Source organism: Pseudomonas sp. PDM28 (assembly GCF_019219115.1).
Lineage (GTDB): Bacteria > Pseudomonadota > Gammaproteobacteria > Pseudomonadales > Pseudomonadaceae > Aquipseudomonas > Aquipseudomonas laurylsulfatiphila.
The window spans coordinates 285,984-303,255 of record NZ_JAHUWG010000012.1 but is presented as its reverse complement, the minus strand read 5'-3'; the positions used below and the strand labels follow the sequence as shown (position 1 = coordinate 303,255).

General features: G+C 58.8%; 17 protein-coding genes. 6 read left to right on the top strand and 11 right to left on the bottom strand.

Features of this window, described 5'->3' with window-relative positions; all coding sequences use genetic code 11:
* Positions 1–209 precede the first annotated feature (209 nt).
* The 9 genes from msrQ to mrcB all read right to left on the bottom strand — a co-directional run bounded on the left by msrQ (position 210) and on the right by mrcB (position 10,066).
* The gene (msrQ, locus tag KW841_RS26625) at positions 210–824 is read right to left on the bottom strand and encodes a protein-methionine-sulfoxide reductase heme-binding subunit MsrQ (RefSeq protein ID WP_218480335.1); all 615 of its coding nucleotides are present in this window, start codon (positions 822–824) and stop codon (positions 210–212) included.
* Positions 824–1,837 carry a protein-methionine-sulfoxide reductase catalytic subunit MsrP gene (gene msrP, locus KW841_RS26620; RefSeq protein ID WP_218480334.1) on the bottom strand — a complete coding sequence of 338 codons (1,014 nt, stop codon included), beginning with the start codon at positions 1,835–1,837 and terminating at the stop codon, positions 824–826. The genes msrQ and msrP overlap by 1 nt, the downstream gene beginning before the upstream one ends.
* Before the next feature lie 58 nt (positions 1,838–1,895).
* Entirely contained in the window at positions 1,896–2,750 is an 855-nt protein-coding gene (gene pssA, locus KW841_RS26615) for a CDP-diacylglycerol--serine O-phosphatidyltransferase (protein WP_102701640.1), read from the bottom strand.
* A gap of 144 nt (positions 2,751–2,894) precedes the next feature.
* A complete protein-coding gene (ilvC, locus tag KW841_RS26610; RefSeq protein WP_003228216.1) occupies positions 2,895–3,911 on the bottom strand; it encodes a ketol-acid reductoisomerase in 1,017 nt (338 codons plus the stop codon).
* A gap of 45 nt (positions 3,912–3,956) precedes the next feature.
* Entirely contained in the window at positions 3,957–4,448 is a 492-nt protein-coding gene (gene ilvN, locus KW841_RS26605; RefSeq protein WP_003176102.1) for an acetolactate synthase small subunit, read from the bottom strand.
* A gap of 2 nt (positions 4,449–4,450) precedes the next feature.
* The gene (locus tag KW841_RS26600) at positions 4,451–6,175 is read right to left on the bottom strand and encodes an acetolactate synthase 3 large subunit (RefSeq protein ID WP_015096847.1); all 1,725 of its coding nucleotides are present in this window, start codon (positions 6,173–6,175) and stop codon (positions 4,451–4,453) included.
* Between the two features lie 483 nt (positions 6,176–6,658).
* Entirely contained in the window at positions 6,659–6,994 is a 336-nt protein-coding gene (locus tag KW841_RS26595) for a YqcC family protein (RefSeq protein ID WP_056728612.1), read from the bottom strand.
* Positions 6,994–7,731: a tetratricopeptide repeat protein gene (locus tag KW841_RS26590; protein WP_102701638.1), complete on the bottom strand. Its 738-nt coding sequence runs from the start codon at positions 7,729–7,731 to the stop codon at positions 6,994–6,996. Before KW841_RS26590 ends, KW841_RS26595 begins: the two co-directional genes overlap by 1 nt.
* 16 nt (positions 7,732–7,747) lie before the next feature.
* The gene (gene mrcB, locus KW841_RS26585) at positions 7,748–10,066 is read right to left on the bottom strand and encodes a penicillin-binding protein 1B (protein WP_218480333.1); all 2,319 of its coding nucleotides are present in this window, start codon (positions 10,064–10,066) and stop codon (positions 7,748–7,750) included.
* A gap of 115 nt (positions 10,067–10,181) precedes the next feature.
* On the opposite strand from mrcB, the gene KW841_RS26580 reads away from it, so the two are divergent.
* From KW841_RS26580 to KW841_RS26565, 4 genes are all read left to right on the top strand, one after another.
* On the top strand, positions 10,182–11,738 hold the full coding sequence (locus tag KW841_RS26580) for a bifunctional aminoglycoside phosphotransferase/ATP-binding protein (RefSeq protein WP_218480332.1): 1,557 nt from the start codon (positions 10,182–10,184) through the stop codon (positions 11,736–11,738).
* Positions 11,739–11,828: 90 nt separating this feature from the next.
* Complete coding sequence (locus tag KW841_RS26575) at positions 11,829–12,173, top strand: pentapeptide repeat-containing protein (protein WP_102701635.1); 345 nt, start codon at positions 11,829–11,831, stop codon at positions 12,171–12,173.
* A 247-nt stretch (positions 12,174–12,420) separates the two neighbouring features.
* Complete coding sequence (locus KW841_RS26570; protein ID WP_007971093.1) at positions 12,421–12,693, top strand: TfoX/Sxy family protein; 273 nt, start codon at positions 12,421–12,423, stop codon at positions 12,691–12,693.
* 465 nt (positions 12,694–13,158) lie between these two features.
* Positions 13,159–13,476 carry a Rieske (2Fe-2S) protein gene (locus KW841_RS26565; protein WP_015096854.1) on the top strand — a complete coding sequence of 106 codons (318 nt, stop codon included), beginning with the start codon at positions 13,159–13,161 and terminating at the stop codon, positions 13,474–13,476.
* On the opposite strand, the gene sfsA is transcribed toward KW841_RS26565, so the two are convergent.
* Both sfsA and KW841_RS26555 read right to left on the bottom strand, forming a co-directional pair.
* Positions 13,473–14,186 carry a DNA/RNA nuclease SfsA gene (gene sfsA / locus KW841_RS26560; RefSeq protein ID WP_218480331.1) on the bottom strand — a complete coding sequence of 238 codons (714 nt, stop codon included), beginning with the start codon at positions 14,184–14,186 and terminating at the stop codon, positions 13,473–13,475. The genes KW841_RS26565 and sfsA overlap by 4 nt on opposite strands.
* Complete coding sequence (locus KW841_RS26555) at positions 14,186–15,358, bottom strand: pyridoxal phosphate-dependent aminotransferase (protein ID WP_218480330.1); 1,173 nt, start codon at positions 15,356–15,358, stop codon at positions 14,186–14,188. Before KW841_RS26555 ends, sfsA begins: the two co-directional genes overlap by 1 nt.
* Positions 15,359–15,693: 335 nt before the next feature.
* On the opposite strand from KW841_RS26555, the gene dksA reads away from it, so the two are divergent.
* Positions 15,694–16,134 (top strand): RNA polymerase-binding protein DksA, encoded by a 441-nt coding sequence (gene dksA, locus KW841_RS26550; protein WP_007971100.1) that lies wholly within the window; start codon positions 15,694–15,696, stop codon positions 16,132–16,134.
* Positions 16,135–16,337: 203 nt separating this feature from the next.
* A complete protein-coding gene (gluQRS, locus tag KW841_RS26545) occupies positions 16,338–17,234 on the top strand; it encodes a tRNA glutamyl-Q(34) synthetase GluQRS (protein WP_218480329.1) in 897 nt (298 codons plus the stop codon).
* Positions 17,235–17,272: the final 38 nt, after the last annotated feature.

The window sequence follows — 17,272 nt, the reverse complement described above, 5'->3', positions numbered from 1 at the left end:
ATCTCTCGTCAGCGGGAGGCGAATTCTACAGCGTTACTCGCTGCTGTCAACACCTCTTTTTCAACTTCCTTTCGGCTTCGATGACCTGAAGCAACCTGCTGCCGAAAACTGCGTAACTCTTTGTTTACCAAGGAGTTTTCCGTTTCGACTGCGCCGGAAGTGGGGCGAATTATAGGCCTCCAGAATCTGCCGTCAACACCTATTTACGCCTATTTGGCAGAAGAGGCCTTTTTAGCCGTTAAACGAGGGATTCGACGAGCTACGGGCGGTAGCCGCAGCACTAACAACAACGCACCTATAGACGCATAGATCACCCATTCCTTGAGGTCGGCACGCACGATCCAGAGCATATGCAGCAATCCAAGCCCGAGAATGACGTAAGCCAGGCGATGCAACTTCTTCCAACTCGCCCGCAATCGCCGCTGACTGTATCGATTGGACGTCACCGCCAATGCCAGCAAACCAAGAAAGCCCAGCGCCCCGACAATAATGTAAGGCCGCTTGCGCAACTCAACGCCCAATTGCGACCAGTCAAAACCAAGAATGAATGCGGCATAGCTACTGAGGTGGAGCACTACATAGGCAAAACACCACAACCCCAACTGTCGCCGCACAACAATCCACCCCGGCCAACCGGTGAGCTTCTGCAAAGGCGTCATACTCAAAGTCACGAGCAGCAGAACAAGCGCCCCCAACCCCAATCGATCGACCAGTACCTTGCCCGGATCCGGCCCGAGGGTATCCTCCCAAGCCTGATACAACCACAGCAGCGGCCACACCAGCACCACGACAAAGACATCGATACGCCAAAACGGAGAGCGCATCAGTAGTTCTTCCTCAGGTCGAGCCCCGCATATAGAGAGGCAACTTCCTCTGAATAGCCGTTGAACATTTGCGTGTCGCGCACATTGGGCTTGAACAAACCGCTCGGCAGGCGGCGTTCACGAGCCTGAGTCCAGCGAGGATGATCAACCGTGGGATTCACGTTCGCATAAAACCCATACTCATCCGGAGCAATACTCTGCCAGGTGGTTTTCGGCTGCTCGCTGACCAGACTGATGCGCACGATGGACTTGATGCTCTTGAAGCCGTACTTCCAGGGCACCACCAAACGCAACGGCGCGCCGTTTTGATTAGGCAACTCACGCCCGTACATGCCTACCGCAAGAATCGCCAAGGGGTTCATCGCCTCATCCAGACGCAGCCCTTCTATATAGGGCCAGTCGATCAAGGCAAAACCGGAGCGCTGGCCCGGCATGCTTTTGGGGTCCTGCAGGGTTTCGAAGCGGATGAATCTGGCTTTCGAGGTCGGCTCTACTTCCTTGAGCAACGCCGAGAGGGGAAAGCCGATCCAGGGAATGACCATCGACCAGGCTTCCACGCAACGCAGTCGGTAGATTCGCTCCTCAAGCTGGTACGGCTTCATGAAGTCCTCCAGCGCATACCGCCCTGGCTTGCCCACCTCCCCGTCCACGACCACCGACCACGGCTCAGTCTTCAGCGTGCCGGCATTGGCGGCCGGATCACCCTTGTCGGTGCCGAACTCGTAGAAGTTGTTGTAGTGGGTCGCATCCTTGAACGGCGTGATCGCCTCATCCTTGACGTTGACCGCACCCCACTGGGTAGCAGGAAGTTTTTCGCTGAACCAGGAAGGCGCCTTGCCGGGTTCGACATCCGGGTAACGCGCAGCATCGCCAGCGCTGGCCCATTGCGGCAGGCTGCCCAGGGCGAAACCGGCAACCGTGGCACCGAGCACTTTGCGTCGAGACAGATAGAGGGATTCAGGCGTGACGTCCGACTCATGGCAGTCGGATGTTCTGGTGACTTTGATCAGCATGGTTACTCCGCAGCTCTGGAGGACAGGTGCACCCATAGACTGCGGAGTATGAGGGAAATTACGCGCTCTTGTTACGGCGAAGACGTAACAGGTATTGAACCGGACCGGAGGCTGCATAGGCGAGAAACACCAGCAGCAGGATGCGCGGCGGATCACTGAACACCACGGCAAACACCAGCACCACCGCGAGAATCGCCACGAACGGCACGCGCCCTTTCAGGTCCAGCTCCTTGAAGCTGTTGTACTTGATGTTGCTGACCATCAGCATGCCGGCCGCAGCCACCATCAGCGCAACCAGGAAGGACATCTTCGAGCCCTGAATGCCGTAATCGCTGAACGCCCAGACGATGCCTGCAACAACACCCGCCGCCGCCGGGCTGGCCAGGCCGATAAAGTAGCGCTTGTCCGCCGTACCGACCTGAGTGTTGAAACGTGCGAGACGCAGCGCCGCACCCGCGACATAAACGAAGGCGACCATCCAGCCAACCTTGCCCATGTCACCCAGTGCCCAACCGAAGGCCAGCAATGCCGGTGCAACACCAAAGGCAACCATGTCCGACAGCGAGTCATACTCGGCACCAAAGGCACTCTGGGTATTGGTCATACGGGCCACGCGGCCATCAAGGCCATCGAGCACCATCGCAACGAAGATGGCGATGGCCGCAAACGCGAAATACTTGCTCGCATTGGCCGAGTCACCCGCACTCAGGGCCGCCTGGGCGCTCATCGAGTTGATGATGGAGTAAAACCCTGCGAACAGGTTCGCAGTGGTAAACAGGTTCGGCAGAAGATAGATACCACGATGCCGGACTTTACGACCTTCAGCGTCATGGCCCTCCTCGACATGTTCATCGATGGGCAGCAGGCTTTCGGCGTCAGAAGCCTGGTTTGGCTCTTCGGGGCGTTCGCTCATGGACATTACCTTGCAACGGGGTGGAAAGTTTGGACAGGTGTCTGGGACGACGGTTCGGCCGCAAACGATGCAGCTTTATACCAGAACCGGTCTCCCAAACGAAAAAACGCGGCCTAAGCCGCGTTTTTCGTACAAGGGCGTGACTTAGTTTTTAGCTTTGTCGACGATCTTGTTGGCACCGATCCACGGCATCATGGAGCGCAGTTGCTCGCCGATGATTTCGATACCGTGAGCGGCGTTGTTACGACGCTTGGCGGTCATCGAAGGATAGCCGGTAGCGCCTTCGCTGATGAACATCTTGGCGTATTCGCCGTCCTGAATACGTTTCAGGGCGTTGCGCATGGCCTGACGGGACTCGGCGTTGATAACTTCCGGGCCGGTCACGTACTCGCCGTATTCGGCGTTGTTGGAGATCGAGTAGTTCATGTTGGCGATGCCGCCTTCGTACATGAGGTCAACGATCAGCTTCAGTTCGTGCAAGCACTCGAAGTAGGCCATTTCTGGCGCGTAGCCAGCTTCAACCAGGGTTTCGAAACCGGCTTTTACCAGTTCAACGGTACCGCCACACAGAACGGCTTGCTCGCCGAACAGGTCGGTTTCGGTCTCGTCCTTGAAAGTGGTTTCGATGATGCCGGTACGACCGCCGCCAACGCCGGCAGCGTAGGACAGCGCAACGTTCTTGGCGTTGCCCGAGGCGTCCTGGTAGATAGCGATCAGGTCAGGGATACCGCCGCCCTTCACGAATTCGGAACGTACGGTGTGGCCTGGAGCCTTCGGCGCGATCATGATCACGTCGAGGTCAGCGCGCGGCACAACCTGGTTGTAGTGGATCGCGAAGCCGTGGGAGAAGGCCAGGGTGGCGCCTTTCTTGATGTTCGGCTCGATTTCGTTCTTGTACAGGGAGGACTGGAACTCGTCCGGAGTCAGGATCATGACCAGGTCAGCCGCTGCAACAGCAGAAGCAACGTCGGTCACTTTCAGGCCGTGGGCTTCTGCCTTGGCAACGGTAGCCGAACCTTTACGCAGGCCAACAGTCACGTCAACGCCGGAATCTTTCAGGTTGCACGCCTGAGCGTGGCCCTGGGAACCGTAACCGATGATGGCAACTTTCTTGCCCTGGATGATCGACAGGTCGCAGTCTTTATCGTAGAAAACTTTCATGAATTTCCCCTATATCAGGCCGTTCAGGCCGTTCGCTAATTTGGTTTAGATGCTGAGTACTTTGTCGCCGCGGGCAATGCCGGTCACGCCACTACGGACGGTTTCCAGAATCGAGGCGGTGCCGATGGACTGAATGAAGCTGTCGAGCTTGTCGCTGGTACCGGTCAGTTGAACGGTATACACGCTGGCGCTGACATCGACGATCTGCCCACGGTAAATATCGGTAGTGCGCTTGATCTCGGCGCGCTGGGCGCCGGTGGCCTTGACCTTGACCAACATCAGTTCGCGCTCGATGTGAGCACTTTCCGACAGGTCGACCAGTTTTACCACTTCGATCAGCTTGTTCAGGTTCTTGGTGATCTGCTCGATGACTTCATCGTGACCGACAGTGGTCAGCGTCAGACGCGACAGGGTCGGGTCTTCGGTTGGGGCCACGGTCAGGCTTTCGATGTTGTAGTTGCGCTGCGAGAACAGGCCAACCACGCGAGACAGAGCGCCGGGTTCGTTTTCCAGAAGCAAGGAAATAATGTGCCGCATGATTAAGTACGCTCCGTCTTGCTCAGCCACATATCGCGCATGGAGCCGTCTTTGATCTGCATCGGATAGACGTGCTCGCTGGTGTCGACCGAAATGTCGATCACCACCAGGCGATCTTTCATGGCGAACGCCTCTTCCATCTTCGACTTCAAGTCCTTCGAATCGGTGATACGCACGCCAACGTGACCGTAGGCCTCTGCCAGTTTGACGAAGTCAGGCAACGATTCCATATAGGAATGAGAGTGACGGCTGCCGTAGCTCATGTCCTGCCACTGGCGAACCATGCCCAGCACACCATTGTTCAGGATGACGATCTTGACCGGCAAACCGTATTGCAGACAGGTCGACAGCTCCTGAATGTTCATCTGGATGCTGCCCTCGCCGGTGACGCAAACGACGTCGTCATCCGGGAAGCTCAACTTGATGCCCATGGCCGCCGGAAAACCGAAGCCCATGGTGCCCAGGCCACCGGAGTTGATCCAGCGGTTCGGTTTGTTGAACGTGTAGTACTGCGCCGCGAACATCTGGTGCTGACCCACGTCGGAGGCTACAAAGGCATCGCCCTTGGTCACTTCGCACAGGGTTTCGATCACAGCCTGAGGTTTGATGACGCTGCCGTCGCCCTTGTCATAAGGGAACAGGCCACGATCACCGCGCCACTCATCGACTTGCTTCCACCAGCTGGCAACGGACTCCTTGTTCGGGGTCTCGCCGATTTCCTTGAGGATCGCGACCATTTCGGTCAGGACACTCTCGACCGGACCCACGATAGGCACGTCGGCCTTGATGGTCTTGGAGATCGAAGCCGGGTCGATGTCGATGTGAATGATCTTGGCGTTCGGGCAGAACTTCGACGCGCCGTTGATGACACGGTCGTCGAAACGCGCGCCGACAGCGAGGATCACGTCAGCATGGTGCATCGCCAGGTTGGCGGTGTAGCTGCCGTGCATGCCGAGCATGCCGATGAACTGACGGTCGGTGCCTGGGTAGCCACCGAGGCCCATCAGGGTATTGGTCACTGGCAGGTTGAGCATCTTCGCCAGTTCGGTCAGTGGTGCGGAACCACCGCCGAGGATCACGCCGCCGCCCGAGTACAACACAGGACGCTTGGCCGCCAGGAGCATTTCTGCCGCCTTGCGGATTTGACCGGAGTGACCGCGAACAGCCGGGCTGTAGGAACGCAGCTTGGCTTTTTTCGGGAAGACGTATTCGAACTTCTCGGCCGGGTTGGTCATGTCTTTCGGAATATCGACAACGACCGGACCAGGGCGACCGGATTGCGCCAGGTAGAAGGCTTTCTTCATGACTTCCGGGATTTCCGACGCGTGCTTGATCATGAAGCTGTGTTTCACGATCGGCCGGGAGATACCGATCATGTCGGTTTCCTGGAATGCGTCGGTGCCAACCATGGTGCTCGGCACTTGGCCGGAAATGACCACCATCGGAATGGAGTCCATGTAGGCCGTGGCAATACCGGTGATGGCGTTTGTCGCGCCCGGCCCGGAAGTTACCAGTACCACACCGGCTTTACCGGTGGCACGGGCGTAGCCGTCAGCCATATGGGTAGCCGCTTGCTCGTGACGAACCAGGATGTGGGTCACTTCCGGTTCTTTGAACAGGGCATCGTAGACATGAAGAAGAGCACCACCCGGGTACCCGTAGATATATTTGACGCCTTCGTCGCGCAAAAAGCGGACGAGCATCTCACCGCCAGATAAAAGCTCCACGTTGCTCACCTCTAAAACGCCAGAATACCGCCCACGAAAAATGGGACGGGTCTTAATAGGTTTACTTCTCAGCAGAGCATGAGCGACGGTGGTCGCCGACTACGTCAGCACTGACTGAGCAAGTATTGGGATCGTCCCAAGTGTTGCGGGGCTTTCCCACCCAGCGCGAGGTAACGCGTTGCGGGTGTAACAGGTCGACGCGGATATGCGCCTCATGATCTGCTGAGAGGGTCTGCTTCTGGCAGTCCCTGTACAGCGGACTTTGGATTCTTCTGTTTCGCCCTTCGCAAGTCAAGTCGTCTATGAGCTTTATTCTACTAAGCACATGAGAACGCAAGAAAAAACCCGTAAATCCGCCGCGTGTTAGCTTCGATTGCGCAACTTTTGGCAAAAAATTGGCACGGGCATGCGCTTACCCTGCAACGGCCGACAAAATAGAGAGAGATTGTGGACAACTGCCAGCGGACGCTGGCAGCTTCTGGCTCAGCGAGAGGCGGTGATCAACTGATCAAACTCTTTGAGCAATACCTGCAACTGCCGATCCCTACCCTGGACATTGCGTCCGGCAAAGACCATCTCAGCCATTTCCTGAATGCCCGAAGCATTGGGTAGCGGCAAATCCTGCTCGAGGATCATCTTCATGCGCGGCAGGAAGATCCATTGCAGCCATTGCTCGAAATCCAGTGTATCGACCGAAAACGGCTCAACACTGGAAAGCGCTTCGGCCGATGGCGAGACTTCATCCCACCAGCCTTGCACCCGCAACTCGCGCTCGATCAACAGCAATTGATCGGCGATCTTAAGAAAGCGTGCATCCATCACAGCGTTACCTTGGCCTTCTGGCGCGCCAGTGCCGCGCCTTGGGAGTCACCCTGCTTTTCACGGGCCTGGGCAATCAGCTCCCACAAGTTGGCCTGAAGGGCTGGACGCCCATTGGCCAACGTCAGCCCACGGCGAGCGAACTGCTCGGCCTGGGCTGCATCACCTTGAGCCATCCGCACCTGCGCCAGACGGTACAACACTTGCGGTTCACGCGGAGCAACGCGCTGGGCGCGTTCAAGACTGGAAGAGGCACCGTTGAGATCACCGCTCGCCTGTTGCTGCTGAGCAGTGGTCAGCAAAGCCAGTACCGGACCGTCCAGCTGCTCATCGGCAGAGAGCCCGCCCGAACTGGCCGACGGAATCCCGCTTGGCGACGACGGCATGCTGTAGCTGCCCTGATTGATCGGCGCCGACTGTACCGGCGACGTGTCAATCGGCCCCGGCGTGATCGGCCCCGGGGTAATAGGCGTGGTGCTGATTGGCGTGGAAGTCGTTGCAGCGCCTGGCACCATCACCACGACGCCGCTGTCACCTTGCGGAATCGCCTGGGTCTGCGACTGACCTTGTACAGGGCGCTTGACGGTCGTCTGGCGGAAACCGCCATTGGCCGAGATCCGCTCACTGTTGGACACCGCGGTGCCGGAATCCACAACCGGAATCGAACCACGTTGGACGGTAGAACAACCGCTGAGCAAAGCTACGGCGGCAACCGCTGGAATCAACCACTTGTTCACTTGAAACCCTCTTTGCTTAATTCATCCAGCCCTTGACCCAGTCCATCACCGACTCGACAGGGGTTTCACCACCGCAAGCGGCGCCGGGAGGCGGTTCGCTGCCGCGAATATACGGCATCTGCACGGCACCGGGGCAACCGGCGTCAGAACCTTGCCCGGTTCGCGAATCCACCCAGGCCTGAACGATATTATCCGGCTGCGGCATGTCCAGCGGCAACGGGTCGGCCTTGCGCATGAAGCTGGTCCAGACCTGCAAGGCCCCGGTGGCACCCGTGAATGGCGTCTTGCCGTTATCATCGCGCCCCAGCCAGACCACCGCCAGCAAGTCCTGGCTGAAACCGGCAAACCAACTGTCTCGCGAGTCGTTACTGGTGCCGGTTTTACCCGCGAGGTTCAGCGTTCTTGGCAACACGTTGTAAACCGAGCTGCCAGTACCTTCTCGCATCACGCGCTGCATGGCGCTCTGGATCAGGTAAATGGAGGCCGGATCGAAACGCTGCTGAATCTGGAACGGATAACGCTTGAGCGGCTCGCCTTCGGCCGTCAGCACGCTGCGAATCCCGCGCATCGGTGTATTGAAGCCACCGTTGGCGAGGGTCTGGTACATGGTCGCCACTTCGATGGGCGTCATCCCGCCAGCACCGAGCAACATCGACGGGAAAGCCGGGAATTCACGAGACACGCCAAGGCGCTCCACCGTCTTCAGGACGTTCGGCACACCAACCGCCAGGCCGAGACGCGCGGTCGACAGGTTGTAGGAATGCGCCAGCCCCTGATAGAGGAAGACGGTACCGTGAGAACGACGATCATAGTTCTGCGGCTTCCAGACCTGGCCGTCGGCGCCCTTGACCGAGAAGGACTCGTCCGACAGCCAACTGGTCAACGTGTACTGGCTCGGTTTCTCAAGCGCGGTCAGGTACACCGCCGGCTTGATCAACGAGCCGATCGGCCGCACAGCATCCAGCGCCCGGTTGAACCCGGCAAAACTGGCCTGGCGACTACCGATCATGGCCTGTACTTCGCCGGTCTCCGGGTTGGTCACGACCATGGCCGCCTCGACGTCATCGGAACCCTTGCGCCCGGCCAGGCGCTTGAAGGTGTCGTTGACCGAGGCTTCAGCCTTCATCTGCAGAATCGGGTCGAAACTGGTGAAGATGCGCAGGCCTTCCTCGGTCAAGTCTTCGTCGCGATAGTCTTCGCGCAACTGACGCTTGACCAGATCGAGGAAGCCGGGGAACGAGCTGTCCGCCAGACTGCCGCGTTTGGTCACGCCCAACGGCATTTTCTTTGCCGCCTCAACCTGCTCGGCAGTCGCGACGCCCTGCTCCTGCAGCACATCGAGTACCAGGTTGCGCCGCTCAAGGGCACGCTCCGGATAACGACGCGGGTTATAGGAAGACGGCCCTTTGACCATCCCCACCAGCAGTGCGACTTGATGCAGCTTGAGTTCGGCCAGCGGCTGGCTGAAGAAGAACTGGCTGGCCAGACCGAAACCATGCACCGCGCGCTGACCGTCCTGCCCGATAAACACTTCGTTGAGGTAAGCCTCAAGGATTTCGCGCTTGTCGTAATGCAATTCAAGCAGCAGCGCCATCATCGCTTCGGTGAGCTTGCGGCTCAGGCTGCGTTCGTTGGTCAGGTAGAAGTTCTTGACCAACTGCTGAGTCAGGGTACTGCCACCCTGACGCATGCGGCCGGATGAGCCGTTAACCCAGATTGCTCGGGCGATCGACTTCGGCGAAACACCAAAGTGATGATAAAAATCACGATCCTCGACAGCCACCAGCGTTTCCAGCAGATACGGCGGCACCTGATCGATCTTGATCAGAATCCGGTCTTCGAGGTTTTTCGGGTACAGACCACCGATCAGCAGCGGCTCCAGGCGCACCACCGACAGTTTCGAGCCTTTTGCCCCCGCCAACTCGGCCACGTAATCGCCGGAAAAACGCACCCGAACCGGTTGCGCCTGCTCCATGCCTTCATAGAACTGGAAGCCACGGGTATTCAGGTCAACGGTGTTGCCGTTGACCGACGCCGCGCCCGGACCGTTGGCCACGCTTTCACGGCGATAACCCAGGGCATCGAGTTCGGTCAGGAAATCATCCCGGCTCAGCTTTTGTCCGACGAACAGCTCGAGCGGACGCGCGTAAACCTTGGCCGGAATCGTCCAGCGCTTGCCGGAGAACTTCTCCTGGACGATTGCATCAAGGTAAACGGCGAATCCGGCCAGCACTACCAGGCCGACCAGACTGAGTTTAATGGCCCAGCCCAGCCACGGGCGCAGGCCCTTGGAGGGTGGTTTTTTTGGGGTACGGGGAGTTCGAGTACGAGTCATGGCGGCGGATTATACGCACTTTATTCATACTCAACAGGAGCGCTCCGAGGTTTGCGTCAAGCGGACTTGCAGCCATAATGACGGCCTTGATTTTCCAGACTCTGAAGGATCGCCTGTGAGCCAGACCTTGATCGCTGCCCTGCAAAACCCTGCCCTCTACCCGCACCCGGTAGAAGGATTCCAGGTCATCGAAACCCATATCTCCTGGGTCATTCTCACCGGCCCCTTCGCTTATAAAGTGAAGAAACCGGTCAACTTCGGTTTTCTCGACTTTACCGGCCTTGAGGCTCGCGAGCATTTCTGCACTGAAGAGCTGCGCCTGAACCAGCGCCTGACCGACGATTTGTACCTGGAAGTGTTGCCCGTCACCGGCAGCGCCGAGGCTCCGCAATTGGGCGGCGAAGGGCCAGCCATCGAATATCTGCTGAAGATGCGCCAGTTCCCGCAAAGCGGACTATTGAGCACCCTGCAAGCCAATGGCGAATTGACCACCGCGCACATCGACGAGATGGCCGAGCAAATCGCCCGCTTCCACCTCAGCGCCCCCAAAGTGCCGGCCGGGCACGAAGCCGGCACCCCGGACAGCGTCATGGCGCCGGTACGGCAGAACTTCGAGCAGATCCGTCCGTTCCTCAGCGACAAAGCCGACCTGTTGCAACTCGACGCCCTGCAAGCCTGGGCCGAAAGCAGCTTCGAGCGCCTCAAACCACTGCTCGCCCAGCGCAAGGCCGAAGGCTTCATTCGTGAATGCCACGGTGACATCCATCTGGGTAACGCTACCGTGATCGACGGCAAGGTCGTGATCTTCGACTGCATCGAATTCAACGAACCGTTCCGTTTTACCGACGTTTATGCCGACACCGGCTTCCTGGCGATGGACCTGGAGGATCGCGGCCTGAAGTGCCTGGCGCGTCGTTTCGTCAGCCAGTACCTGGAGCTGACCGGCGACTATTGCGGCCTCGAGCTGCTGAACTTCTATAAAGCCTACCGCGCCCTGGTTCGCGCCAAGGTCGCCCTGTTCAGCATGCCGGCCGATGCCACTGCGGTGCAGCGCGCCACGACCCTGCGCCAATACCGCAACTACGCCAACCTCGCGGAAAGCTACAGCACCATTCCTTCGCGCTTCATGGCCATTACCCACGGCGTTTCCGCTGTCGGTAAAAGCCATGTCGCCATGCGCCTGGTCGAAGCCCTGGGCGCGATTCGCCTGCGCTCCGATGTCGAGCGCAAGCGCCTGTTCGGCGAGCAAACCGTCGAGAATGATGTACAGGCCGGCATCTATAGTGCCGACGCCAGCGCGGCGACCTATGCCCGCCTGCACGAAATCGCCGACGTCATTCTGCATGCGGGCTTCCCGGTGGTGGTCGACGCCACTTACCTCAAGCGTGAACAGCGTGACAATGCGGCGAAGGTGGCCGAGGCCACGGGTGCACCCTTCCTGATCCTCGACTGCAATGCACCACAGGCCGTGATCGAAAGCTGGCTGGCCGTGCGCCAGGCCGACAAGAAGGACCCGTCCGACGCCACTCTGGCCGTGATCGAAGCCCAACAAGCCAGCCGTGAGGCGCTGACCCCCGCAGAAATCCTCTGCAGCAAGCGCGTCCAGACCAATGAAAGCGGGACTCTGGATACCGTTGTGGAACAGATTCGCCAGCGCCTGCCTGGCCTGTAAAAACTATTTCAGTCGTGAGGCCCTCGCAGGCCTCACGACTGTCAAACAGTGGCACTATACTGGCGTCATAAAACCATCAGGTGATGCGACATGAGCCAGCCAAAACTTCTCGACACTCCGCTTTATGCCCTGCTGCACAAAGACGACATCAGAGGCTTCAACAGTGAGCGCCCCAAGGATGGCCCCATCGACATGGTGGGTGGAGATTTCCGGGGGCTGGACCTGCGCGAACTGAATGCCGATGGTGTGGACTTCAGCGACGCCTACTTCCGTTCCGCCGACTTGCGCGGCATCGATTTTCGCAAAGCGAACCTGGAAGGCGCGAGCCTGGCCCACGCGCAAATCTCCGGTACCTACTTTCCAGTGGAACTGAGTGCCGACGAAATCCTCATGTCGATGAACTTCGGCACGCGATTGCGCTACCGCACCCGCTGATCACTGTTGCCGGCTGACACGTCCAGTGCCCCCATTGCGCTGGACTGCGGGGATATTAACTCGCCATCCCTGATTGCTCTCCCCTACCCCTTTTTTGCGCGTTCGCCGACCTTCCCCACCCTGCCAACACGTGCCTCTTAGAAGCATTTGCGTCGAAAACGAGCAAACAATCACGCTTTTCCTACTGATGGCTACACTCCTCAGAAGATTGCCCACGCTCTCCATTCGGCCATCGCAAGGAGGCTTGATGAATGATGAACTGCAACACCTGAAGAATCTTGGCAAGACGTCAGCGCAATGGCTGCATGCCGTGGGCATCCATAGCGCATCGGACTTGCGTCGCCTCGGGGCGGTGGATGCTTATCGGGCCGTGCGTACGCGCGGTTTTCGGGCGTCCAAGGTGTTGTTGTACGCGATTGAAGGTGCCCTGATGGACGTTCACTGGAATGACATCCCTGCCGAGCGCAAGGAAGCGTTGAACAAACAACTGGAAGCCATTTCTTCACGCCACAAAAACTGATCCGACAAATACTCCAAAGCTTTGCAACCTGAAACCCAATGATTACGGGGCCTGCAGAAGTAAATTCGGCGAATCGCAATGAAATCAAAAAACAGCGGTTGACTTGGTAATGAGAATCGATATGATTATCACGACTGGTCGCGAGACTGGTCGATATTCTGAATAGCCCTTGGTTCGGACTCTCAGATTATCTCCTCATCAGGCTAATCACGGTTATTTGACCCGGCTCTTGCCGGGTCTTTTTTTGCCTGTGGAAAAGTACTGACGGAATTCGGCGATGGATGCGCCATGCCGATCACCACAATGCGGGTGGTCAGACGCATGTCAGTTTCCCGGGCATCGAATGGTCAGGCCAAGTATCCTCGACGATAGGCACTTGTCTCCCGGCGGCAAGACGGCCAATTGATCGCATTTAACCGTCAAGCTCGACCTATCCGGTCACGAGCTGCGGGACTGAGGATAGAGATGAAGTTGCTTTGCGCAGGTGCCGAACTGGTCAATGACAGCAGTCGCGGTTTCGACATTGACGGCCAAAAGCTTTTTGCGGTGCGCCGCAGCGGCCAGGTCCATGTCTACATCAATCGCTGCCCGCACCGGGGCGTCGCTTTGGAGTGGCATCCTGACCAGTTTCTCGACCCCAGCAACAGCCTGATCCAGTGCGCCACCCATGGCGCACTGTTCCTGATCGAAGACGGTGAATGCGTCGCCGGCCCTTGCGCGGGGCAAGCCTTGACCAGAGTGGCCTGTCGCGAGGACGAACAAGGGATCTGGATCAGCCTTTAGCCGCCCGGCAACACGTCCAGGCGCCGGTCGACCAGCATTTCCTGGTGATTCAAGCTCACAGCGTAAGCCAGCACCTCGACCCCACACTCAATAGCCTCACGCAAGGCCTGCGCATAAGCCGCATCGATTTCCTGCGCCGGACGCACGGCCTCGATGCCGGTCAGGCAAACACAGTACAACTGCACTGCGCGAATACCGTCCCTGGCCAAGTGGGCCAGCTCCCGCAAATGCTTGGCGCCACGCTGGGTGACCGCATCGGGAAACGCCGCCACCGCCGTACCGTCGAAACCCAGGGTCACGCTTTTGACCTCGATGTAGGCAGGCCCTTCGGGGTAATCGAGCCGGAAATCGATACGACTGTTTTCCTGACCATAAGCCACTTCGCGCTTGAGCCCGGTAAAACCGTTCAACTCCGTGATGACGCCTGCTCGCAGTGCCTCTTCGATCAAACCATTGGCGCGGGCGGTGTTCACGCAAAACAACCGCCCTTGCGGGGTTTCGCCGATCTCCCAGGTGCCGGGCAACTTGCGTTTCGGGTCGTTGGAGCGGCTGAACCAGACCTGCCCGCCTTCGACCTGACAATTGAGCATCGAGCCTGTGTTCGGGCAGTGAATGGTCAGCAAGTCGCCGTCAACGGTTTCGATATCGGCGAGAAAACGCTTGTAGCGTCGAATCAGGCGACCTTCTTCGAGGGGGGGATGAAATCGCATCAGCCTTGCCAGCTCCGCAACCCACTGGCAATGCGCTCGACCGCTTCCTGCAAACGCTCGAGATTTTGCGTATAGGCGAACCGTACATGATGTCCGGCCTGATAACGCCCGAAATCCAGCCCCGGGGTGAAGGCCACATGCTCGGTCTCGAGAAAATGTTTACAGAACGCGAAGGCATCGCCGCCGAACTTGCTGATATCGGCGTACAAGTAGAATGCTCCTTCCGGCTCCACGGCAATGCCGAAGCCCAACTCACGCAAGGCCGGCAGCAGGTAATCCCGACGCCGGCCAAATTCGGCGCGACGCTCTTCGAGAATGCTGATGGTTGCCGGCTCGAAACAGGCCAGCGCGGCGTGCTGCGCCATGCTTGGAGCACTGATGTAGAGATTCTGGGCGAGTTTTTCCAGCTCACCGACGGCAGCGTCCGGGGCGACCAGCCATCCCAACCGCCAACCGGTCATCCCGAAGTACTTCGAAAAACTGTTCAGCACGAAGGCACTGTCGTCGACTTCCAGCACGCTGGCCGCATCGGTGCCGTAGGTCAGGCCGTGATAGATCTCGTCGACCACCAGATGACCGTGGCGCTCCTTGATCGCGACAGACAACTTCGCCAGCTCATCGCGGGTCAGGATCGTGCCGGTCGGATTGGCCGGCGACGCCACCAATGCGCCCACGCTGTCGTGATCCCAATGACGCTCGATCAGGCCAGGCGTCAATTGATAACGCACCTCCGGACCGACCGGTACCAATTGCGCCGCGCCTTCGACCAGTCGCAGAAAGTGCCGGTTACAGGGGTAGCCCGGGTCCGCCAGCAGCCAGTGCTTGCCGGGGTCGACCAGCAAAGCGCTGGCCAGCAGCAACGCGCCGGACCCGCCGGGTGTGATGAGGATGCGCCGAGGGTCGATGTTCAAGCCATAACGCTGCTGATAAAAGCCCGAAATGGCCTCACGCAGTTCCGGAATGCCGCGCGCGGCGGTGTAACGGGTCTTCCCCGCTGTCAGCGCAGCCTGGCCGGCCTGGATGATCGGCTCGGCGGTAGTGAAGTCCGGCTCGCCGATTTCCAGGTGGATCACATCGTGGCCGGCAGCCTGCAATTCATTGGCCCGCGCCAACAGCGCCATGACATGGAAAGGTTCGATCGCGCGACTGCGGGCACTGTAGGGCTGAGCCATTGGCCTTCCTTCAACAGGGGGAAAAAACCGATTCTACCCAAGCGCAGGAACGAGCGAGAACCTAAAGCGGTCAGAGGGCTTATAACCTTGACCACAAACGATTCAAGCGAGTGCGCAAGGTTTGACTAAAATCAATAGTTGAGCAGGGTTCCGGAGCCGCCAGACAACGGTTTGTCATCATTGGCAAGCACCATCAGCCGCAAGCTCGACATCCGGGAGTAGCGCGGCCCGAGTTGATCTGGTAAGTTCGCCCGCTTGCAGCCGCAGGGCCGGCAGGTGTCGGTGATGGAGCAATCCTGCGCAGATGGATTACAAGAGTAGAGGCGGTCTATTTCATGTCCACCCAAGCAAAGCAGCAAAACCAGGCAATCAGCGGCTTCGAGCCCTACGTTCAGAAAGCTGGCGAAGAGTACATGGGCGAGCCCATGCGCAAGCACTTCACCAAGGTCCTGAATCAGTGGAAAAAAGAGCTGATGGAAGGTGTCGACAAGACCGTGGACCACATGAAGGACGAAGCGGCCAACTTTCCTGATCCGGCAGACCGTGCCAGCCAGGAAGAGGAATTCGCCCTCGAACTGCGTGCCCGCGATCGTGAACGCAAGTTGATCAAGAAGATCGACAAGACCCTTCAGCTGATCGAAGACGAAGAGTACGGCTGGTGTGAATCCTGCGGCATCGAGATCGGCGTCAAGCGCCTCGAAGCGCGTCCTACCGCCGACCTGTGCATCGACTGCAAGACCCTGGCGGAAATCAAGGAAAAGCAAGTCGGCAAGTAATTGCGACTTGAACGAAAAACGGAGCGTGCGATCGCTCCGTTTTTGTTTCTAAAATTCGCCTCAGCAGCAAACCTGTGGGAGCGGGCTTGCTCGCGAAAGCGGTGCGTCAGCCTATATTGATGTTGAAGCTGATGGCCTCTTCGCGAGCAAGCCCGCTCCCACAAGGTGGTTAGCGCAAGCCTGGAAAAAGTAACACTGCCCCTATGACTGCCATCGCCTCATCCACCTACATCGGGCGCTTTGCCCCCACGCCCAGTGGCCATCTGCATTTCGGTTCTCTGGTCGCAGCGCTGGCCTCGTACCTCGATGCGCGCTCGGTGGGCGGACGCTGGCTGATGCGCATGGAAGACCTTGATCCGCCCCGTGAGGAACCCGGCGCCCAGGCGGCCATTCTCAAGGCCCTGGAAAGCTATGGCTTCGAGTGGGATGGCGACCTGGTTCGCCAAAGCGAGCGGCACGACGCCTACGCCGAGGTGCTCAATCACCTGTTCAATCACGGCCTGGCCTACGCCTGCACCTGTTCGCGCAAACAGCTGGAACCGTATCACGGGATTTATCCGGGGCTGTGCCGCAATGCCGGCCATGGCGCCGATGATGCCGCCATCCGCCTGCGCGTACCGGAGCTGGAGTACCACTTCCTCGACCGGGTGCAGGGCGAGTACCGCCAGCATCTGGGCCGGGAAGTCGGTGATTTCGTGATCCGCCGCCGCGACGGGCTCTACGCCTATCAACTGGCCGTGGTCCTGGACGATGCCTGGCAGGGCATCACCGATATCGTTCGGGGTGCCGACCTGCTGGACTCCACGCCCCGCCAGTTGTACCTGCAAGAACTGCTCGGCCTGCCGCAACCACGTTATCTGCATATCCCGCTGATTACTCAGCCTGATGGCCATAAACTCGGTAAGTCCTACCGTTCGCCGCCGTTGGCCGAGGATCAGGCAACGCCCCTGTTATTGCGGGCGCTGCGCGCGCTGGGACAGAACCCGGGAACCGAACTGGTTTACGCCACGCCACGGGAAGTGCTGAACTGGGGCATTGCCCACTGGGATGCCTCGCTGATCCCGCGCACACTGAGTCTGCCCGAGGCACAGCTGCTGTGATCGCACTTGCAGTGGCGCGCCCATCCGTTACCATCGCC

Bases quoted from the DNA above. Each gene is read 5' to 3' on its own strand.
- msrQ (WP_218480335.1), bottom strand. From the start codon at position 824: ATGCGCTCTCCGTTTTGGCGTATCGATGTCTTTGTCGTGGTGCTGGTG.
- msrP (WP_218480334.1), bottom strand. From the start codon at position 1,837: ATGCTGATCAAAGTCACCAGAACATCCGACTGCCATGAGTCGGACGTC.
- pssA (WP_102701640.1), bottom strand. From the start codon at position 2,750: ATGAGCGAACGCCCCGAAGAGCCAAACCAGGCTTCTGACGCCGAAAGC.
- ilvC (WP_003228216.1), bottom strand. From the start codon at position 3,911: ATGAAAGTTTTCTACGATAAAGACTGCGACCTGTCGATCATCCAGGGC.
- ilvN (WP_003176102.1), bottom strand. From the start codon at position 4,448: ATGCGGCACATTATTTCCTTGCTTCTGGAAAACGAACCCGGCGCTCTG.
- KW841_RS26595 (WP_056728612.1), bottom strand. From the start codon at position 6,994: ATGGATGCACGCTTTCTTAAGATCGCCGATCAATTGCTGTTGATCGAG.
- mrcB (WP_218480333.1), bottom strand. From the start codon at position 10,066: ATGACTCGTACTCGAACTCCCCGTACCCCAAAAAAACCACCCTCCAAG.
- KW841_RS26575 (WP_102701635.1), top strand. From the start codon at position 11,829: ATGAGCCAGCCAAAACTTCTCGACACTCCGCTTTATGCCCTGCTGCAC.
- KW841_RS26570 (WP_007971093.1), top strand. From the start codon at position 12,421: ATGAATGATGAACTGCAACACCTGAAGAATCTTGGCAAGACGTCAGCG.
- KW841_RS26565 (WP_015096854.1), top strand. From the start codon at position 13,159: ATGAAGTTGCTTTGCGCAGGTGCCGAACTGGTCAATGACAGCAGTCGC.
- sfsA (WP_218480331.1), bottom strand. From the start codon at position 14,186: ATGCGATTTCATCCCCCCCTCGAAGAAGGTCGCCTGATTCGACGCTAC.
- KW841_RS26555 (WP_218480330.1), bottom strand. From the start codon at position 15,358: ATGGCTCAGCCCTACAGTGCCCGCAGTCGCGCGATCGAACCTTTCCAT.
- dksA (WP_007971100.1), top strand. From the start codon at position 15,694: ATGTCCACCCAAGCAAAGCAGCAAAACCAGGCAATCAGCGGCTTCGAG.
- gluQRS (WP_218480329.1), top strand. From the start codon at position 16,338: ATGACTGCCATCGCCTCATCCACCTACATCGGGCGCTTTGCCCCCACG.